Annotated in this window: 17 protein-coding genes; 2 read left to right on the forward strand and 15 right to left on the reverse strand. The window is 65.4% G+C overall.

Annotated features, from left to right (window positions below; genetic code table 11):
• The first annotated feature begins 125 nt into the window (after positions 1-125).
• Positions 126-938: a hypothetical protein gene (locus BLW08_RS09515; protein WP_090822921.1), complete on the forward strand. Its 813-nt coding sequence runs from the start codon at positions 126-128 to the stop codon at positions 936-938.
• 93 nt (positions 939-1031) lie between these two features.
• On the opposite strand, the gene BLW08_RS09520 is transcribed toward BLW08_RS09515, so the two are convergent.
• From BLW08_RS09520 to BLW08_RS09595, 15 genes are all read right to left on the reverse strand, one after another.
• Positions 1032-1922 (reverse strand): sigma-70 family RNA polymerase sigma factor, encoded by an 891-nt coding sequence (locus tag BLW08_RS09520; RefSeq protein WP_090822923.1) that lies wholly within the window; start codon positions 1920-1922, stop codon positions 1032-1034.
• Positions 1923-1939: 17 nt separating this feature from the next.
• Entirely contained in the window at positions 1940-2398 is a 459-nt protein-coding gene (locus BLW08_RS09525) for a carboxymuconolactone decarboxylase family protein (RefSeq protein WP_091324691.1), read from the reverse strand.
• A 67-nt stretch (positions 2399-2465) separates the two neighbouring features.
• Complete coding sequence (locus BLW08_RS09530; RefSeq protein ID WP_090822927.1) at positions 2466-3698, reverse strand: pyridoxal phosphate-dependent aminotransferase; 1233 nt, start codon at positions 3696-3698, stop codon at positions 2466-2468.
• Between the two features lie 43 nt (positions 3699-3741).
• Positions 3742-4677, reverse strand: coding sequence for a PASTA domain-containing protein (locus BLW08_RS09535; RefSeq protein WP_091324693.1), 936 nt, complete (start codon positions 4675-4677; stop codon positions 3742-3744).
• Positions 4678-4785: 108 nt separating this feature from the next.
• Entirely contained in the window at positions 4786-5262 is a 477-nt protein-coding gene (locus tag BLW08_RS09540) for a hypothetical protein (RefSeq protein ID WP_091324695.1), read from the reverse strand.
• An 11-nt stretch (positions 5263-5273) separates the two neighbouring features.
• Positions 5274-5810: a phage tail protein gene (locus tag BLW08_RS09545; RefSeq protein WP_091324697.1), complete on the reverse strand. Its 537-nt coding sequence runs from the start codon at positions 5808-5810 to the stop codon at positions 5274-5276.
• A complete protein-coding gene (locus BLW08_RS09550) occupies positions 5803-8430 on the reverse strand; it encodes a baseplate J/gp47 family protein (protein ID WP_091324699.1) in 2628 nt (875 codons plus the stop codon). Before BLW08_RS09550 ends, BLW08_RS09545 begins: the two co-directional genes overlap by 8 nt.
• Positions 8427-8861, reverse strand: coding sequence for a GPW/gp25 family protein (locus BLW08_RS09555; RefSeq protein ID WP_091324701.1), 435 nt, complete (start codon positions 8859-8861; stop codon positions 8427-8429). Before BLW08_RS09555 ends, BLW08_RS09550 begins: the two co-directional genes overlap by 4 nt.
• 13 nt (positions 8862-8874) lie before the next feature.
• Entirely contained in the window at positions 8875-9213 is a 339-nt protein-coding gene (locus BLW08_RS09560) for a hypothetical protein (protein WP_091324703.1), read from the reverse strand.
• A 2-nt stretch (positions 9214-9215) separates the two neighbouring features.
• A complete protein-coding gene (locus BLW08_RS09565; protein ID WP_091324705.1) occupies positions 9216-10736 on the reverse strand; it encodes a phage baseplate assembly protein V in 1521 nt (506 codons plus the stop codon).
• A 10-nt stretch (positions 10737-10746) separates the two neighbouring features.
• Positions 10747-11505 (reverse strand): CIS tube protein, encoded by a 759-nt coding sequence (locus BLW08_RS09570; RefSeq protein ID WP_090822944.1) that lies wholly within the window; start codon positions 11503-11505, stop codon positions 10747-10749.
• Between the two features lie 1193 nt (positions 11506-12698).
• Positions 12699-13178 (reverse strand): phage tail protein, encoded by a 480-nt coding sequence (locus BLW08_RS09580; RefSeq protein ID WP_091324709.1) that lies wholly within the window; start codon positions 13176-13178, stop codon positions 12699-12701.
• 1 nt (position 13179) lies between these two features.
• Positions 13180-14370 carry a phage tail sheath family protein gene (locus BLW08_RS09585; RefSeq protein WP_091324711.1) on the reverse strand — a complete coding sequence of 397 codons (1191 nt, stop codon included), beginning with the start codon at positions 14368-14370 and terminating at the stop codon, positions 13180-13182.
• Between the two features lie 35 nt (positions 14371-14405).
• The gene (locus BLW08_RS09590) at positions 14406-15104 is read right to left on the reverse strand and encodes a hypothetical protein (protein WP_254779800.1); all 699 of its coding nucleotides are present in this window, start codon (positions 15102-15104) and stop codon (positions 14406-14408) included.
• Positions 15105-15173: 69 nt separating this feature from the next.
• Entirely contained in the window at positions 15174-16157 is a 984-nt protein-coding gene (locus BLW08_RS09595; protein WP_217639223.1) for an AraC-like ligand-binding domain-containing protein, read from the reverse strand.
• Positions 16158-16359: 202 nt separating this feature from the next.
• Here BLW08_RS09595 and BLW08_RS09600 point away from each other — a divergent pair, with 202 nt between their 5' ends.
• Positions 16360-17886, forward strand: coding sequence for a GMC family oxidoreductase (locus BLW08_RS09600; protein WP_091324713.1), 1527 nt, complete (start codon positions 16360-16362; stop codon positions 17884-17886).
• Positions 17887-17917: the final 31 nt, after the last annotated feature.

Genomic DNA, 17917 nt, shown 5'->3' on the forward strand with positions numbered 1-17917 from the left:
CAATGGCCCATCTTTGCCGCGGTCACGCCCAACAACTGCTGGCAGGCCGCGTTGAGCGGAGCCAATGATGGGCTGGAAGCGACCAGACATCTTGTGCTCTGTGATCCCGGTGCCACAATTGAGCCATGGCCGCAGCGTGGTCCATTCGTGAGGGGTTCCGCAGCGGGCCTGACCCGGATGCACTACGCCGTCCCTTGTTCTACGCGGCACTCGTGGTCTTCGCCGTAGTAGTCCTGGCCGAGGTGGGCATGTCCCTCCTGCTGGGCCAGACCGCCGTCGACCCCGTTTCGGCGGCCGAGGCGGACAAACTGGGTGTGCCGTTGGACGTGTTCCTCAAGACCCAGCGGGCGGATGCCGATCCGCCCGGTGCCGGGATCGGATTCCTGGCGTTCCTGGACGGGTTGCTGCTGTTCACCGTGGTGATGCTGGGTCTCAGCCTCATCATGGACCTGCGAACGTACGGGCGGATCCAAGGGCTCGCGACGCTGATCGTGACACTGCTCTGGGTCATTGCAGCGTTCCTCACGGCGATGCTGGCGCTCGCCAAGCTGTTCCTGATGATCGGCCTGTTCGTGGCTGCGCCGTTTGGGACCATCGCTTACCTGGCCCTGTGGGGGAGCTTTCCCAAGGGACAGGCTGCGGCGATCCTAGGCCTGCTGCTGGTGCTCAAGATCGTTTTCGCCGTGCTGCTGATCCTGAGCCAGCCGAAGTTCTTCAAAGTCACTGGCCTGGTGGTCCTGCTGGTGGTGTCCGTGCTCCTCCAAGTGATCCTGGGGCTGATACACGGCTTCTTGCCCGGGCCGCTGGTGTCCATTGGGGACCAGTTTTGGGCGCTGATCACCGTGGTGGTGGCACTGGTGTGGGCGCTGATCATGCTCATTGCGTCCATCCCGGCGATCATCAACGCACTGCGGGTGAGCGGCTCGGCGGGGGACTAGATCACCCTCCAGCGCCGCGGGTTCGCGGGAAGCCTGCCAGTTCGTACGGAAGTTTCCGGCGAGTGGGCAGCTTTCCCGCTACTTCGTGGTGCCTCAAAGCGAAAGCCGCGTCAGCTTGTCCGGGTTGGACAGCTGACGAAGCTCCCGGATGCTCCCGTCCGGGCAGGTGTTGATCACCATAATGTCGGAGCGGCCGTGATGCCTGAGCACCAGGGCCGCTCCTCCGTTGACCTCAATGATGTGGGCACTGACTGGCTGCATCGGATCGAAAACGGCCGCCTTGCCGAGGATGCCCGTAAAGAAGCGCGCGATCCTCACGGCACCGAACAGCGGGTTCATGGCGCTCTTGACCGTTCCGCCGCCATCGGCCCACAGCACGGCATCGCGATCGAGCATGGCTACGACTGTCTGGATCTGGCCCTGTTCAATGGCGTTCACCAGTTTCTCCAACGCAGCGCGGTCCTTGGCGCGGGGAACAGGCGCTTCGGGATCGATCTCCAGGCGGCGTTCGGCTCGGGAAATCAGCTGGCGCACGGCGGCAGGCGTCTTTTCCAGGATGTCGCCGATTTCCGGGGCGGACATCCCGAAGGCACGGTGAAGCACCAACGCGGCCCTTGCCTCGGGAGCCAGTTGCTCGGCGAGGTGCAGCAACGTCAAGGACAAGAGCTCCCTGTTGGCCACCGTCTCCTCCGGAAGACTGGAAGTATCCACCGGTTCGGGCAGCCACGGGCCCGTGTACTCCTCCCGCACGGCTGCGAGCTGGCGCACGCGATCCACGGAACGGCGCACGCACACGGTGGTCAGCCAGGCCGGCCACGAATCCACCGTGACCTCCGCCTGACGCTCCTGCCGCACGGCGTCGATCGCAACCTCGGAGACGACGTCCTCCGCATGGCCAAAGTCGCCCAGCATCCGGTACGCAATCCCCAGAAGCCGGTTGCGTTCGCTCTGCCACGCCACCGTGGCCGACACCCCAAGAGTCATGCCATCCACGCTACCTTTCAGACCACCGGGTTCTTCTCATCCACCGGTGGCTCCATCTGCGTGCTCACGGCAATCCGGTTCCAGACGTTGATGGTGGAGATGGCCAGGATCAGGCCACCCATCTGGCTGTCGTCGAAGTGCGTGGCCGCCGCGTTCCAAATGTCGTCGGTGACTGTCTCCGGGCCCAGCTGCGTCACGGCGTCCGTCAGAGCCAGAACGGCCTGTTCGCGGGCATCGAAGAAGACCTTCGAATGCTGCCAGGCGGCCACGGCATGCAGTTTTCGGGCCGGAATCCCACGCTTTGCGCCGTCCGTTGCGTGCATATCCACGCAGAAACCACACCCGTTGAGGATGGATGCGCGAAGCTTGATGAGCTCGTACAAGTCCGGGTCCACGGACTTGCGGGCGTAGCCTTCCAGCCCGATGACGGCGGCGTAGCCGAGCTTGTTGCTGCGGCCGATGTTGATGCGGGGCATGATGTTTCCCTTCGGTGATGGAGCCTTACATCAGGGATGTCGGGTCCGACGCCGAAAGTGTGACACCTTAGGGTGCATCTGCGGGACGGTTCCTGTACGCAGCAAGATAAGTGGAAATGCGGCGGACTGCCTCTTCGATGTCTCCCACGGCAGGCAGGATCACAAAGCGGAAGTGGTCCGGCGTGGGCCAGTTGAAGGCCGTTCCGTGGGACACCAGGATCTTCTGTTCCTGGAGTAGTTGCAGGACGAACTTCTCATCCGAGGCGATGGGATAGATTTCCGGGTCCAACCGGGGGAACAGGTACATGGCGCCCGCAGCGGGTACGCAGCTGACGCCCGGGATGGCCGTCAACAGTTTCCATGCCAGGTCCCGTTGCTCGCGCAACCGGCCGCCGGGCCGGATAAGGGCCTCGATGCTCTGGTATCCGCCGAGGCAGGTTTGGATGGCATGCTGGGCTGGAACATTGGCGCACAACCGCAGCGAGGCCAGCAATTCCAGGGACTCCCGGTAGGCGGCGGTTGCGGTCAGGGGGCCGGTGACAGCCACCCAACCAGCCCGGTATCCGGGCATGCGGTACGCCTTGGACAGGCCGCTGAATGTCAGAACACACACGTCCTCGGCCACTGCGGCGGTGTGGATGTGGGGTGCATCGACGTACCGGATCTTCTCGTAAATCTCATCTGAGAACAGCACCAGGTCATGCTTCCGGGCCAGGGAGGCGAACTGCTCCAGGATGTGCCGCGGGTACACGGCGCCGGTGGGGTTGTTCGGGTTGATGATCACGATGCCCTTGGTGCGGGGCGTGATCTTCGCTTCGACGTCGGCCATGTCCGGCCACCAATTCTGGTCCTCATCACACAGGTAGTGCACGGCTTGGCCACCTGTGAGGGTCACGGCGGCAGTCCAGAGCGGGTAGTCCGGAGCCGGGATGAGGATTTCGTCGCCGTTCTCCATGAAGGCCTGCAGGGTCATGGAAATGAGCTCGCTGACGCCGTTGCCGATGAAGACATCCTCGACGCCGATGGTCATCAGTCCGCGCGTTTGGTAGTACTGCGAGATGGCCGTGCGGGCGGAGAAGATGCCCTTTGAATCGCTGTATCCCTGCGCACCACGGAGGTGGTGGATCATGTCCACCACCACGGACTCCGGCGCTTCCAGCCCGAACGGCGCGGTGTCCCCGAGGTTCATCTTGAGGATCCGGTGCCCCTCGGCCTCCATGGCCTTGGCAGCCTGAAGGATGGGACCGCGGAGTTCATAGCGGACGTTCTGGAGTTTGCTGGAGTGCTGCATCGGACGCATGGTTGATCTTTTCACGTCACCGCCCACGGCGGGCAAACACGTCTCACCGTTGCAACCTCAGCACGCACGCCTGCGGGTTGGTCATGCAAATGTTTGGCAGGGGGTCGAAGATGGGGCTCAGCCGTGGCTCAGTCCGCACCAGGACCAGCGCATTCTCGTTGACCTTGCTGCCGACGTCAGGATTCACGCCCACCACAATGCAGGGGCGGAAGAGGGGTTCAAACGCTGAGGAGAAGCACTGGGAACCCTGCGTGAAGTCCAGTTGCAGTTTGGCCGCCTGGAACGCCGCCCGTGCGTCCTCGATTCGTTGGCCCAGCACGTTCGGGACGGTAGGCCGCACCGGTACGGCTATTTCCAGGTTCACGGTACTTCCGCGGCCCACTTTGTCGCCGCCTGCGGGGTTCTGGTTCACTACGGTTCCTGCTGTGGAGGTGCTTTCCGTCTCTGTGGTTGCGGCCTTGAATCCGGCGTCTTCAATGATCTTGACGGCTTCCGCCTGCGGTTTGGTCTTCACATCCGGCACGTTGGCGTCTTTGAAAATGAAGAACAGAATCAACCCGACCACGGCCAGCAGCACCACCCCGCCGATGATCACCCACAGCCACGGAAAAGGCGCCGGCGGTTTAGGTGCCTCCGCGGCTGGCACCGTCAGCATCACCACGTGGGCTTGGTCCGCGTAGTCCTCCGGTGCGTCATCGGCGGAGTAGGCGATCAGCTTCACCGGGTAGCTGCCTGCCGACGCACCAGCGGTATCGAAGGTGACGACGTATTGTTCGGTGGCCCCGGCAGCGATGGTCCGCAGCGGGTTGGGGATGGTGGTGTAAGTTTTCGACGGCGGAGTGGTCACCTGCCCAGGAAACGCGCCGAGCACCACGCGTTCTGGATCCGTGGAGCCGTTGGTAACGGACGCGGTGAGTGAGCCCTTGCCGTCTTTGAGGACAACGTCGGGGGAGCTCAAGGTCATGGTGATGGTGGTCATGGCGCAACTCCTGGGATGGCGGTGGGATGGGCCGTTGTGGAACCGCTGACGCGTAGATGGCCTACGACGCAGAAGTGGGCACGCGTATCCGGGGTGGTTCGATGCATCTCAGCCTCCGGCTTCCTGGAGCTGGAGCACGCAGGGTCCAATGACCCGGCACGTGATGCCCAGCTGTCCGCCCGAGGTCCCGAAGGTGACGTCCACCGTTTTCCCGGGGCCGGAGTCCTGTTCCGCCCGGGTTCCCTGGATGAACAGGGACACGGTGACGGGCTGCTGCGGAGCGAGCCGGGCGCGTTTGGTGGGCGGGCCGAAGGAGAACAGCCCGCCGCCGAATTCCTTGACGTCCACAACGCACGCCCCCGTCACCACCAGCTGGGTGTCCGAGGCAGAACAGGAACCGTCCGATATTGAGAGATCCGCGGCGGTCAGCCTGGCGCCCTTGCCGGCGTCGGCGAACCCGCCCTGCCAGTCCGCAGCGGCGTCGTTGTTCCCACCGCCGCAACTGACCCCAAACACCAGCACCAGGAGCGCGATCACCCCACAGGCGATCACCACCAGGATGGGTGTCCGGTTCTCCTTATTCATGGGCGCGCACCTTATTCATCGGCGCGCACCAGGACCTGGTCCGTGACGTGCGCGGGCTTCACGCCTTTGACGATCCGCCGCACCAGCTCCACCTGCCCGGCCGCTTCCGCCGGGACCGTGACTTTGATGTGGAACGCGCCCGGCACGGACTCGACGTCGAAACCCGGAACTCCCGTGGCCAGGTGCAGGAAACGCGTGAGCCCGTCTACTGTTCCCCGCCGCGCCGAGAGCTGGGCAGCAGCGGCAATCAGGTCCCGCTGGCGGGCGATCGGCAGAGTGCCGGAACCTCCGGCCGCACCTTCCGCGCCGGGCAGGGTCAGCCAATCCAGATCCACCCAGCGGCTCAGGAAAGGAACCAACGACGACGGTGCCCGCCCAGGGTCCGGGACGGTATGGAGACGGTCCAAGACCCGCCGGACGGGCTGATGCATGTCCTCAGCCACGGCAAGCAGTGCCTGCATGGGGGCGCTGGTGTCCGCCGCCACCTGGAATACTTCGGGCAGGACCTTGAGCAGCATGGACTCCGGCGGGCGTGATGGCTCAACCATTGCCGTGGACCACCTCGATCCTGTGGTCACCCGAGCAGAACAGCCAGGTATCGGGAAGCGTCACAACATCGTCCACTATCCGTCGCGTGCAGCTTTCCCACGTCAGGGCATCGTCCCTGCTGCGATAGATCCCCCGGGGACCTGCCGCGAGGACCACAGCTCCTCCATCAGGAAGGACGGCCCCTGATACCCCGCGGACGGGCTCAAACCGCGTCCTGTCCCGCAACGGCAGATTGCAGTTCACATCCGGTACGCTCCACTGCGCCGATGCCTGGCCCAGCTGCAAACGGAGGACCCCTCCGCTTTGTGTGGCCGCATATGCGGCGCTGCCCATGACGTGCACACCCCAACAACTGCCACCGGTCCAGCCCGCGCTGAACTGCTCCCAGGCATTCATGAAGGACTCATCGAAATCCGTGCGTCCCAGTTCGTCGATCTTGAGCCGCAGGCATCCCGTACCGGTGCCCTCCGGGACGGCCCGGCCCAGCCACACGTAGCTCGCGCCGCCGTCGTACTGCACTGTCATGCAGCGGATGTCCTCGCCGGCCGCCTTGACCTGTTTGAAGCTGCCGGCGGTCCCCGCATCGGGGGAGAGCCAGACGCCGGCCGAAGCCTCCGCGGCCACCACCACGCCGGTCCTCCCACGGACATCCACCAGGGCATCCACGGCGTAGAAGCCGCGATCCGGCTGGGAAGTGTCCACCACATTTTGCACAGGGATGGCACCCCGGCTGACCGGAAGTTCGTAGAGCCCGCGCTCGCCGGCAAGCAGCAGCAGCGGCTCGCCTTGACGGTCCACCCAGCACAAATCCGCCACCACGAAGCCCAGCTCAGCTGCCTTGCGCCAGGATTCCCCCAGGTCCTCGCTGATGTAGATCCGCGATCCGTTTCCGGCGACAGTGCTGACCGCCACCATGCCAGGGTGCCGTTCGGGGCCCGCCCGGCCCGGTGCCGGCGAACGGAACGGTGCGATTGCGCGGACGGTTTCCTCGTCCGTGCCGCCCTCTGACGTGTCCCCGAATTCTGCACACGCCTCCCACCCGTCGGCGGCGTTGGTGGTGCGGAACAGCATGCCGTCCTGCGCCACGAACCAGGTGCTGTCCTGGCCCTCCGCCTGCACCAAGGACATGGTGTCGGTGTCCGGAACCTTGTCCACTTCCAACCGGACGCGATCCACGTACTGCACGCCGGGCTCGGCTTCCTCCATGGCACGATACAGATTGGACACGCGGAGGGGCTTGCCGAAACCCGATCCGTAGCTCGATGAATCCGGGCTCAGCGGACTGATCCCTTCGGACAACCGGCCCACGATCCTGACCTTCACGGCCTCGGCATCCTCATCGGGACGGACAACGATCCTGGCGTCCACCACCACTTGTTTGTAGAGACCCCAGCGCACCACGGGATCGGCGCCCACCGTGGACCGCCTGCGCAGGTATTTTTCCACCTCCAACCGCACTTCGTCCCTTGACTGGGCGGCAAGTTCCGCTGCCCGGAGGGGCTGATGGGCGGCTGTGCGGGTTCCGGGGACGAACGGCACCAGCACAATCTCCACTTCCCCCGGCTTCGCGAACTCCCACAGATCCTTGCGGGTGAACGCCCGCGCGCGGCCCACCCCGCCGTGGCGGCGGGCCAGGACCTCGTAGTCGCGGACGGTCACGGCGCGGTCGCGGGCTTGGAAGTCCTGAGGAGCACGCCGGAGGGCGTTCTCCAGTGACTCTCCGTCACGTCCCCCGGTAGCGGGCTCCGGATTCGTGACCTTGGCCCCCGGGACAGGCGAGCGCAGCACCGTCAGCTGTCCCGCCCCGACGTTGCCGCCGGCACCGCCGCCACTGCGGAACCACGCGCGGACCTCAGCGCCAGGGGCCGGCACCTGGCTTTGGTCCGTCCGCCCTGTGGACTCTTCGTCCCACCAAGCGAACATTGCGACGCCGGCACTCCGGTCGATCCGAACCGGCACCTCGCCGGGCCTCGCGTCGGCAAACGCCTCCACCTCCTGGCAATACCGGAACCGCTTCCCGTCCACCAACACCGCCTCACCGCTGCTGAGCCGCGTCCCTGCCGGAACCTCGACGGCGACTGCCAGGCCTGCGCCGGAAACGATCGGTGCGTTGGGGATCACCAGGCTCTGGCCGGGGCGGCCGGTACCAGTACCGATCAGTACGGCGTCGTACAAGGTGACATCAGCTGCCGGGACCAGCACGCTGGTCATGCCGGACTCCAACGTGGCTGCCGCCGTCGTCGTGAATACGGGCTGGGGCTGACCCGGAACGCCGGGCGGGCAACTGACCTGGGTGCCGCGGGGGATACGGATTTCCCGGGCTGTTGTTGTGCCTGCTGCCGAGGCTCGACTGAATTCCAGCATGGTTTCGGCCGTGCTGGGCGGGTAGAGGGACGTGCCCAGCAGATTCAGATAGACGGCATAGAGCTTGTCCGGCACACGGTTAAGCCGGTACATGAGGGTGTCGGTGAGGTAGGCGAAGGCCTCAATGATGGTGACGCCGGGATCGTGCACTGAGAGGTCGGTCCACTCTGGAGCGAGCTGTTGGATACGTTCACGGGCGCCTGCCACCAGGTCCGCGAAGCTGCGGTCGTCCAGGTTGGGCACGGGAAGGCTCATGCTGCACCTCCGGATTCCACGGGCAGGGCTATGGCGATCTCATCTTCAAGCTGCGTGGTGCGGACGCGGTACCGCAGCCGGACCTCCAGGACTTCCGGATCCTCGGGGGAACGGGACGCGTCCAAGGACAAGACAGTAATGCGGCGCTCCCACTGCTCCACGGCCCTCGCCACGTAGTGGATGGCGAGGCCGGCGGTGGTGTCGTCGGCAGGAGCGAACGCCAAGCGGAACAAGTGGCAGCCATACGTGGGGCGGTTCACGCGCTCGCCGGGCCTGGTGCTGAGCAGGAGGAGCAAGGCCTGGCGCACCGAGGCTGCGTCCGTCACCGTTGCGAGTCTGCCCGCCGGCGTGATCCTCAGCCCCGGAACCCCGGCGCTGGAGTCGAAGTCCGGGTGGATGAACGCCACCGACTTATATCGCGGAGTACTCATGGCTGTGCCTTGATCATGCCGTTGACCCCACCATTGTTTGGCCGGGACGGCGGACGGTGTACTTCACGGCACCCGGGGGAGTGCCGTCAGTGAAGCCCTCCACCGTGTCCAGGCATACGGCCTTGCCGCCGATGGTGATGAACGTTGAGTAGCCCTTGGTCACCGGCATGGTCTTGTTGCACGGCTTGATGTTGATGCCGATGTGGGGGCACATGCTGATGTCCCGGCCTTGGGGATCAGTGGCCACCAGGATGGGTGATTCCTTGATGTGGACCCATTGCTGTGAGGCTACGTTTTCCACTTTGCCGTCGTGTCCGCATCGCAGGATTGCTTCCTGGACCAGGATCTTCATGGCTATGCCTCCTCGAAGTCCACTGATTTGGCCCGGATCTTCATGGCCTTGCCCGGGGCCTCCAGGACCAGATCCGTGGCCGAGGTGATGCGGAGCTTGTCCGGTCCGAGCTCCACGGACGAGCCGTGTCCGTCCGTGAAGCTGACGGTGCGGGCGCCGCCGTCGAGCATGATCTGTTGACCGTCAGCACTGCGGAAGGTGTAGCGGCTCCCGCGAGGGGTGTTGACGCCGTTGTCCGGAGGTTGTTCGCTGCCGTACAGGCCGCCCAGGATGATGGCCTGAGCGGGATCTGTTGCCGGGAGGAGGACCAGCACGTTGTCCCCGGGAGCCGGTGGAACCACCAATCCCTTGGCTGTGCCTGCGCCCATTGTCAGGACCGGTGCCCAGTTGGTTGTCAGATCGGGGTACGCCGGGAGCCTCACCTGGGCGCGGCCCCGGCCTTGGGGGTCGTCCACATCGGTGATGGTCCCCAGGGTGAAGACGTCCGGGTGGCGCTCCGGGGCGGAGCTGGGTGGCCGCGTGGTGACGGTGGTTTCGTAGCCGGTCCCGTCCAGTCGATGGGCGGCGCTGGCGATCAGATAGGTTCCCTCGATGCTGGGCGCCACTCCCTTGATCCTGACCCTGCCGCCTGCCCGCAGGCGCGGAGTGCCTTCCGCGACGAAGACCCCAGTGACCTGGCCCGCAGTTCTCGTGTCCAGCTCAGCCTTGGCCAGGGCGTCGGCGAGCGCGGTGGATTCGAGGATTTCGTTGTCCCTCCTCAGGTCGCCGCCCGCACCGACGCTGGCCAGGGACGGATCCGCTGTGACCTGGGCTTTGGCATTGCTGTTGGTGGTCCCGGCGTGATGGATGGACGCGTCCTCGCTGCGCCAGCCATTGGTTTGGGCGCCCGCATACGCGGGTTCCTGGCTGAGTTCGATTTCCGCGGAATGAAGGGATGCCCCCAGTGTGAGCTCCAAGGGTTCGCCTTCGCCGTCGAGCCCTGTCAGCCTCAGGGTGCCGTCGTGCACCACCGGGTAGGCGCCAACGCGAGCGCTCTGCTCCACCAAGAGACTCAGGTCCGTGCGGGCGCACTGGTACACCTGGCCCAGCCGATCGCCGCCGCCCACCACATCCAACCCCGTGCCTTCACAGAGTTTCCGTGCCAGCCCGGACAGGTCCACGTCGTCGTGGAGCCGGGTGAATTGGCGTTTCCGGAGGCGGTGCAGGGCATCGTAGGCCCGGACCCGGATTTCCTGGCCCAGGTCCGAGCCGTAGTTGTACTCCACCACGGTCACTTCGCCCACGAACAGGGGCGTCCGGTGTCCGCCGAGCTCCACGCGGAGGGCGTCCCCTGGGGCCGGATCCACTCCGCCCCTGGCTGCGGCTGTACGTCCGGGGCCAGGCCGCCAGCTGATCAAGCACTGCGCCGGGCGTGCCAATGAGCTGAGCACATTGACGGAGACGATTGCCGCGGTTTCCGCTGTGCTCAGTCTTCTCCTGCCGAGGGTGACGATGAGTTCGGGGAGGCCCTGGAGTTGCCTCATGGTGTTTGCCTCATGGTGTTTCGCCCATGGGCGGGACGGCCAGCGGTCCGTTGAAGCGGGCGGGATCGTCGATGTTGTTGTACTCCAGGAGCAGCTTCCACAGCAACGGTGTGCCGAACGCTTCCACGGACAATCGCCCCAACTCAGCCGGGGGGACCTCTGGAAGGAAGTCGCCGCCGTCGGACATCAAGGCGTCCCTGTCCGTGCTGCCGTCACCTGCCACCGGAAGTGTGTCAACAGGAGGTGCCGTCAGGTCCACGGCAGGGAGTCTTTGCGCGAGTTCGTAGTTTTCGCCGCCTTCCTGGTCCGCGGCCTGGCCGACCCTCACAAAGACCATGCGCATCCACGATCTGAGCGGTGAGCCGTCCGGTGCGAAACGGTCGAAGCGCTCCGCCACCTCCGTCACGATCCCCGGCACATTCCAGGCCCGGCCCCACACGAACCTGACCGACGGCGGCCGGCGCTGACGCTCCACCTCGGCACTGTTTTCAGCCAGGGCCCAGATGGGCCGCGTCATCTGGCGAACATCCTGAACATGGAGCGACGCCGGCGCGAGGTCGACGTCGAACAACAGATCCAGCCGCAACTCTGTGTGGCCGCCACCGGTGAAGAGCAACGGATCGTCCGCCAGCCCGCTGCCGCTCAGTTTGCCGCCCGCGGATCTCCGCGGCTCAACACCGGCCGAGCGTTGCATCACCACGGTTTCCGGGTTGAGGAGGCAGCCGAGGTGTTCCCCGGTGTCCTCGATCAGGAAGGCGACGCGTTCCATGTCAGACCGCCGCCTGTTCCTGGTGGAGCCGGGCTTGGCGGTTTACGGCGTTGGTGAGCGCGGTGGCTGTTGCTTGCGGGCTCTGTGTGGGTGTGGGCCGCGGGGTGAGCTCGGGCCACTTCCCGGCGAGCGGCGGAGCGAGCGTGTGGACCCCGACTGTGCTGGGAGTGCTGGGAGTGCTAGGAGTGCTGGGGTGTCCTTGGGGCCCGGGTTCGTGGCGGTGAGGTTCATTGCGTTGGGGTTCATTGCGTTGGGGGGTGTGTTGTGGGGCCAGCTCTGCGCCCTCCGAGGGTCCGGAAGCACGCAGAGTGGGCCCCTCAAGGGGTGGTGCTTCGCGAGGACCGCGTTGCGGGGCCAGCTCTGCGCCCCTCGTGGGCCCGGGAACACGCAGAGTGGGCCCAGCAACGAAGGACGGTGCCTGGGGAAGGGAACTTGGCGGAGCCGGACGAAGCTTCAGCACAGGATCTCGTTGCGGGGCCTTCTCTGCGCCCCAAGCACGGGCCAAAGGGCGCTCACTGGGCCTCACAACGGGTATGGGGGTGTGTTGCGGGGCCTGTTCTGCGCCCTTGGAGCGTGTCCAGAGGCGTAGAGCGGACCCCACAACTGGACCTGCTTCAGGTTCCTGGGAGCCGGAGGATTGCCGGTTCCCGGAAGAGGGGTATGTGTCGGAAGGCTGAGCTGGATCTGGCGAGGAGGATTCGGGCGAGCTCGGGATGTGTAGGAATGGGCCGGGCTGAGAAACCTGGACGCGTTGGGCACCTTGTGGGGCCTGCTTTGCGCCGCTCAAGCGCTCCCAAGCACGCAGAGCGGGCCCCACAACGGGAAGGGCTCGGCCTGCGGGAAGGGCTCGGCCTGCGGGGGCAGGTTTGGGGGAGGGGCCAGAGGACGGGGTGGCCGGGGAGGGGCCAGAGGTGGCCGGCGTGGCCGGTGTGTGTTGTGGGGCCCGCTGTGCGCGCCTAAGACGGGGCCAAGGGCGTAGAGCGGGCCCAGCAACGGGCGGGGCCAGCCCGGCGTCGCGGAGTAACCGGACCCAATGCTCGGGTGCGTCGTCGGTGTCGAAGGCGCGCACCGGCGTCGTGCCTTCCGGGGAATCGGGCCCCACAGACTCGAAAGTCCCACGCGGCCCACGATCCAACCAGGCAGCCGCGTCCCGCAGTCGGCGTGCAGCGGCCTGCCTCCAGGAAAACCCGGGGTCAGGCGACGGGAGCGCGGGCATCGTCGAGCTCCAGGCGGTCGTACGCGATGCTGAGGGATTCGATGGCGAGGTCCTTGCCCATGGCGTCCAGGGGTGCGCCGAACCAATCGCAAGGCCAGGCCCCCAAGAGGTTCCAGCGCCGTACTTCCACGGATCCGGCGTCGTTGAGCATTGCGATGGACACGTTGCGTCGCTCCACTGTGCCGTCCACGGCTTTGAACAACCACTGGAGCATTTCGGTGGAATCGGTGAGCCCGTACTTCAAAGTGACGGGCGTATATTCCACTTGGCCGGGGATCACGCGCACTGTGCTGTTTTCGCCGCCGGAGCGGTAGAGGATGCGGCCGATTTTCAGGCCGAGGCCCTCCACCTTGGTGAAGTGGCCCTGGACCACGCCTTGGATGACGAGCTTGAAGTTGTACGCCCGGTACGGGTCCACCACATTGCCCGGCTGGGCGGCAGGCGTTGGGGTTGTCATGTCAGGCTCCTGCGCTCTCTGTCTCACTGGTGTTGTCCGCAGACTGCATGAGTTTGAAGATCACGAACTCGGCGGGTTTCACTGGCGCTATCCCGATCAGGGTGACCACTTGCCCGGCGTCGCGGACCTCGGGAGGGTTGGTTTCCTCATCGCATTTGACGAAGAACGCCTGTTGAGGAGTAGTCCCCAGCAGTGCGCCGTCCCGCCAGACGTTGGTGAGGAAAGCGCCGATGTCGCGGCGGATCGACTTCCACAGCGTGTGGTCATTGGGTTCGAACACCACCCAGCGCGTCCCGTCGGCCACCGATTCCTTGATCATGTTGGTCAGCCGCCGCACGTTCACGTAGCGGTATTCGCTGGCCTCGGGTGCCTTGGTCCGGGCACCCCAAATCCGGATGCCCTCGCCCGGGAAATAGCGGATGCAGTTAACACCTGCCGGGTTCAGGACCTCCTGCTCGCCACGGCTCACGCGCCGAACCAGATCAATCGCACCCTGGATGGGCTCGTTTGCCGGCGCCTTGTGGACGCCGCGGGTCGCGTCAACGCGCGCCCACACCCCGGCAATATGGCCCGACGGCGGTTGCGTCACCTTTTTGCCGGACACGGGATCGATCATCACGATCCACGGGTAGTACAGGGCTGTGTATCCACCGGGGGATTGAGGGGCGCCGAGGTCCTCCTGTTCGTCGTCGTCTTCTTCCGACGTCGCCGCCCGGGTAAGCGCCCCGACGTCGTCCACTTTCTCAACCGTGTCCATGATCGCCATACGGTCCTGGCGCAGCGGATGTTCCACGTGGGCCTGGAGCGCAGCGTAGGCTTCGGCGGTGGCGAAACCGGGTGCGGCCACCATGGAGAGGTCGTCCACGGCCTCGAACAACGTGAGTCCCGTGGGCTTGGACGCCGTTCCGGTGAGGGCGCCGTTCGGGCCGATGTTCACCACATAGCAACGGCTCCCTCCGTTGGAGAAGAAGCCGTACACAGCGTTGGAGAGCGGTGTTCCCGCTGTCGCGTTGCCGACGTATTGGTCCACGAATTGGGTCCAGTTGTCCAGCACCCGCAACTCATCCACCAGCGCGTCCTGGTCCGGGGCCACGCCCACGAAGCCTGCAATGCTGGTGTTGACCTGCCCGATCGCGCGGGCGCCGCTGGGCACTTCCTGAACGTAAACGCCCGGCGCCTGATAGTTCGCCATGTTGCGCTCTCTTTCCTGCCCGCGTCAGCGGGTGCTTAGGTCCACCGAATGATGACCGGGAGGCTGCTGGTACTGGCAGAAACTTCCCGTTCAGTGCCGCGTACAGCCACGGCAAAATGCTGGAGTTCGTCCGCCGAGGCCAGGACCTCAAAGTGGCCGGTCGCATCGCTGACAACGGCTGTGGCGGAGGAGTGGGCGTGGATATAGGCGTCGGGGATGCCTTTGTTGTGGGCATCCACCAAGCGTCCGTGGATGCGGCGGGCAACGCCGGTCTTGGCAATGAGTGGTTCAAGGACGGGAGGTCCGGAAGGCTCTTCGAAGCGAAGGGCCACGGGAATGCGGACCAGGAACCCCAGCCCTTGCCGGATGGCGCCGGAGTATTCCTCGGGGCGGAATTCGCCGGTGGACACCACGGAGTACTGGCTGTGGCGCTCCACGGCCAGCAATAGGTGCTCCATATTGTCGAGTTGTTCGGGCCCGTGGCATTCCACGGCAACCCTGAGTTCGAGGTCCAAAACGGGGCCGTCACGCCGGGACCTTCCCACACGGTTGAGCGTGACGGAGTGGACGGTGACCGGAGCGTCGGGTGGCGGAACCCCGGCGGTGGGCGAGCCGTCGTCGAACCTTACGCGCTGGGGAGCGACGGCGTCGGAAAGTACCCCAAGAAGGTCATACAGCGACGAACGCACATAGCCCACGGCAATCCCCAGCTGGACAGTGATCCATAAATGCAACTGGGAATAGGTTACTCCCGCAGTTGCCCGTAGTCACTGGGGTTTCAGGGGTATCTCCATTCGATTGAGTCAGTGCTGGGGCGGGCGATAGGAGTAGCGGTAATCCGACGGTGAATATCCGAAGGCAGTCTTGAAGGCCCGGGAGAAACTCGACGCGTCGGTGAAGCCCCAGTGCATCCCGACGGCGGACACTGGCCGCGTCTGCAGCCGTGGGTCCACCAGGTCCGTGCGGCACTTCTCCAGCCGCTGCCGGCGCAGCCATGCACTCACGGTGTCCTGGCGTTCTTCGAACAGCTTTTGGAGGTAGCGAACCGAGACGTTGTGCGCAGCCGCGATGTCGCTGACCGTCAGCTCGGGGTCGCCGAGGCGGCCCGCGACGAACGCTTCGATCCGCTCCATGAGCGCGAGCCGTTCGTGCGACAGGGGCGACGACGGCGGCACCCGCTCGGCGAAGACGGCGGAGATCAGGTTCATGAGGGCATCCGAAACGGTGGCGGCGTCGGCCACGGCCCCTTCGTGGAGTTGCTTGGCAACTGCTCCGAGGAGGGCGGAGGTCAGCGAGCCCAGGCCCTGGCGGCCGGAAACCCTGGACGCCGTGAGAGTGGCGATGCTTTTCCGGTTCAGATGCAGGGCCTCCGGCGGGAACATGACCACCATCATCCGGAAGGCGTCGTCGAAGTAGAGGTCGTAGGGTCGGGTGGTGTCGTAGATGGCGAAGTCCCCTGGTGTCAGCGCAGCTTCGCGTCCGTCCTGGGCCACCACGGAGTAGCCCCTCAGCTGGAGGCCCAGTTTCACCAGCCCTGGGTCATTTGCCGCGATCTGGCGGTGGTCCCTGCTGACATGGCTCGCTGTTCCGGACACGGCGCTGAGGAAGACCGGTCCGACTGTCTGGTTGATGAGTCCGCCGTTGAAATCTCCTGGGTCCCTGGCCACCACGGACAGCGGGACGAAAGCGTTGTTGACGGCCTGGTTCCACGCGTCAAAACGATCGGTCCTGGCGAGGGCCGTGGTGTTGAACTCTTCGCGCGGCTGTTTGGCGATGACACCGGTCACGTCGGCTCTCCTTTGAAATGACGCTGCGGGACTTGGGTGGCGGCTCCTCCAGTCTCCCATGACTGGCGGTGTTGCCGTGATCCGCATCACAAGCGTGCGGATGGTGCGCAGTGCTGTGCGCACCGGGTCAAGAATCCCGACGGCGGTGGGCGGCAGACTGCTGGGGAAGGCACACTTTCATGCCCGTTCAAGGAGGAACCCCATGGCTGAAAACCCCATCCACCGTTCGGATTATGTAGTGGTCGGTGCAGGCTCGGCAGGCAGCGTTGTTGTGCGTCGCCTTCTGGATGCGGGGCACACGGTCCACGTCATCGAAGCCGGATCCGTGGACACCGATCCCAATATCCACAGCCCCCAGGGTTGGCCGCTCCTGTTGACGGGCGCCAACGACTGGGCGGTGATGACTACGCCCCAGAGGCATGCCCACAACCGGAGCCTCTATTGGCCGCGCGGCAGGGTGCTGGGCGGCAGCAGCTCACTCAACGGCATGATCTACATTCGCGGGCATAAAAACGATTACGACTCCTGGGCCGCCAATGGAGCAGAGGGCTGGTCCTGGAATGAGGTCCTGCCGTTGTTCAAAAAGTCCGAAGACCATGAGGACGGTGCCAACGACTTCCATGGCAAGGGCGGGCCACTCCACGTGGAACGGATTGCCCGGCGGCACCCTGCTGCCCAGGCTTTCGTGGACGCCGCCAAGGCGCTTGGCCACACGGAAACGGAGGACTTCAACGGAATCCAGATGACCGGCGTCGGGTTCAACCACACCACCACCAAGGACGGGAAACGGGCCAGTGCCTGGCAGAGCTTCGTGGCGCCGGTGCTGAACCACCCGAACCTGACGGTCACCACGGACGCGCTGGTCAGCCGGATAGTCGTCGACGGCGGGCGGGCCACCGGCGTCGAATACCACCGTGACGGTGAGGTGCTCCGCGCGGATGCCGGCGCGGAGGTGATCATCAGTGCCGGTGCAATTGGCTCCCCGAAGATCCTGCTCCTCTCCGGCATCGGTCCGGCCGCGCAGCTGCGGTCCGTAGGGATCGACTCAGTGGTGGACCTGCCTGGCGTGGGCGAGAACCTCCACGATCACTTGCTGGCGGGAAATATCTACGAGGCACAGGAGCCACTGGTGGCCGGCCGGCACAACCTCTTGGAAAGCCAGCTCTACGCCCACAGCAACCAGACGGATGAAGAAGCACCGGACCTGCAGCCACTCTTCCTCCACCTCCCGTACCCAACAGATGGCGGGGCTGCGCCCGAACACGGCTACACCATTGCGCCCGGGATCGTTCGGCCCCGGTCGCGCGGCACCCTGAGGCTGTCCTCGGCGGATCCGGCCGCTGCGCCGTTGGTGGATCCGAACATCCTGGCCGACGAGTACGACGTCAAGGCGCTGGTGGACGCCATTGTTCTGTGCCGCGAGATCGGCCAGCAGGAGGCCTTCGCCCCGTTCCGGAAGTCCGAGTTCACGCCTGGTCCCGGCGTCCAGTCCCGCGATCAGCTCCGCGAGTTCGCGCGGCAGGTAGCCGGGACCTATCACCACCAAGTCGGCACCTGCAAGATGGGCGTTGATGACCTCTCCGTGGTGGATCCGCAGCTCCGTGTCCGGGGAATCGAAGGTCTGCGGGTGGCGGATGCCTCGATCATTCCGTCCGTGCCGAGCGGGAACACCAACGCCCCGTCCATCATGATCGGCGAGAAAGCGGCGGAGCTCATTCTCGGCGCATAATCCCACGGCGGCCAACCCAAGCAGGTGCCAG

Source organism: Arthrobacter sp. cf158, assembly GCF_900106835.1.
In the GTDB taxonomy this organism is placed as follows: Bacteria; Actinomycetota; Actinomycetes; order Actinomycetales; family Micrococcaceae; genus Arthrobacter.

What these genes read in the sequence shown, in the direction of transcription:
- BLW08_RS09550 (WP_091324699.1), bottom strand. Translation starts at nt 8,430, where the DNA reads ATGAGCCTTCCCGTGCCCAACCTGGACGACCGCAGCTTCGCGGACCTG.
- BLW08_RS09525 (WP_091324691.1), bottom strand. Translation starts at nt 2,398, where the DNA reads ATGCCCCGCATCAACATCGGCCGCAGCAACAAGCTCGGCTACGCCGCC.
- BLW08_RS09580 (WP_091324709.1), bottom strand. Translation starts at nt 13,178, where the DNA reads ATGACAACCCCAACGCCTGCCGCCCAGCCGGGCAATGTGGTGGACCCG.
- BLW08_RS09585 (WP_091324711.1), bottom strand. Translation starts at nt 14,370, where the DNA reads ATGGCGAACTATCAGGCGCCGGGCGTTTACGTTCAGGAAGTGCCCAGC.
- BLW08_RS09565 (WP_091324705.1), bottom strand. Translation starts at nt 10,736, where the DNA reads ATGAGGCAACTCCAGGGCCTCCCCGAACTCATCGTCACCCTCGGCAGG.
- BLW08_RS09540 (WP_091324695.1), bottom strand. Translation starts at nt 5,262, where the DNA reads ATGAATAAGGAGAACCGGACACCCATCCTGGTGGTGATCGCCTGTGGG.
- BLW08_RS09515 (WP_090822921.1), top strand. Translation starts at nt 126, where the DNA reads ATGGCCGCAGCGTGGTCCATTCGTGAGGGGTTCCGCAGCGGGCCTGAC.
- BLW08_RS09600 (WP_091324713.1), top strand. Translation starts at nt 16,360, where the DNA reads ATGGCTGAAAACCCCATCCACCGTTCGGATTATGTAGTGGTCGGTGCA.
- BLW08_RS09555 (WP_091324701.1), bottom strand. Translation starts at nt 8,861, where the DNA reads ATGAGTACTCCGCGATATAAGTCGGTGGCGTTCATCCACCCGGACTTC.
- BLW08_RS09560 (WP_091324703.1), bottom strand. Translation starts at nt 9,213, where the DNA reads ATGAAGATCCTGGTCCAGGAAGCAATCCTGCGATGCGGACACGACGGC.
- BLW08_RS09570 (WP_090822944.1), bottom strand. Translation starts at nt 11,505, where the DNA reads ATGGAACGCGTCGCCTTCCTGATCGAGGACACCGGGGAACACCTCGGC.
- BLW08_RS09545 (WP_091324697.1), bottom strand. Translation starts at nt 5,810, where the DNA reads ATGGTTGAGCCATCACGCCCGCCGGAGTCCATGCTGCTCAAGGTCCTG.
- BLW08_RS09530 (WP_090822927.1), bottom strand. Translation starts at nt 3,698, where the DNA reads ATGCGTCCGATGCAGCACTCCAGCAAACTCCAGAACGTCCGCTATGAA.
- BLW08_RS09520 (WP_090822923.1), bottom strand. Translation starts at nt 1,922, where the DNA reads ATGACTCTTGGGGTGTCGGCCACGGTGGCGTGGCAGAGCGAACGCAAC.
- BLW08_RS09535 (WP_091324693.1), bottom strand. Translation starts at nt 4,677, where the DNA reads ATGACCACCATCACCATGACCTTGAGCTCCCCCGACGTTGTCCTCAAA.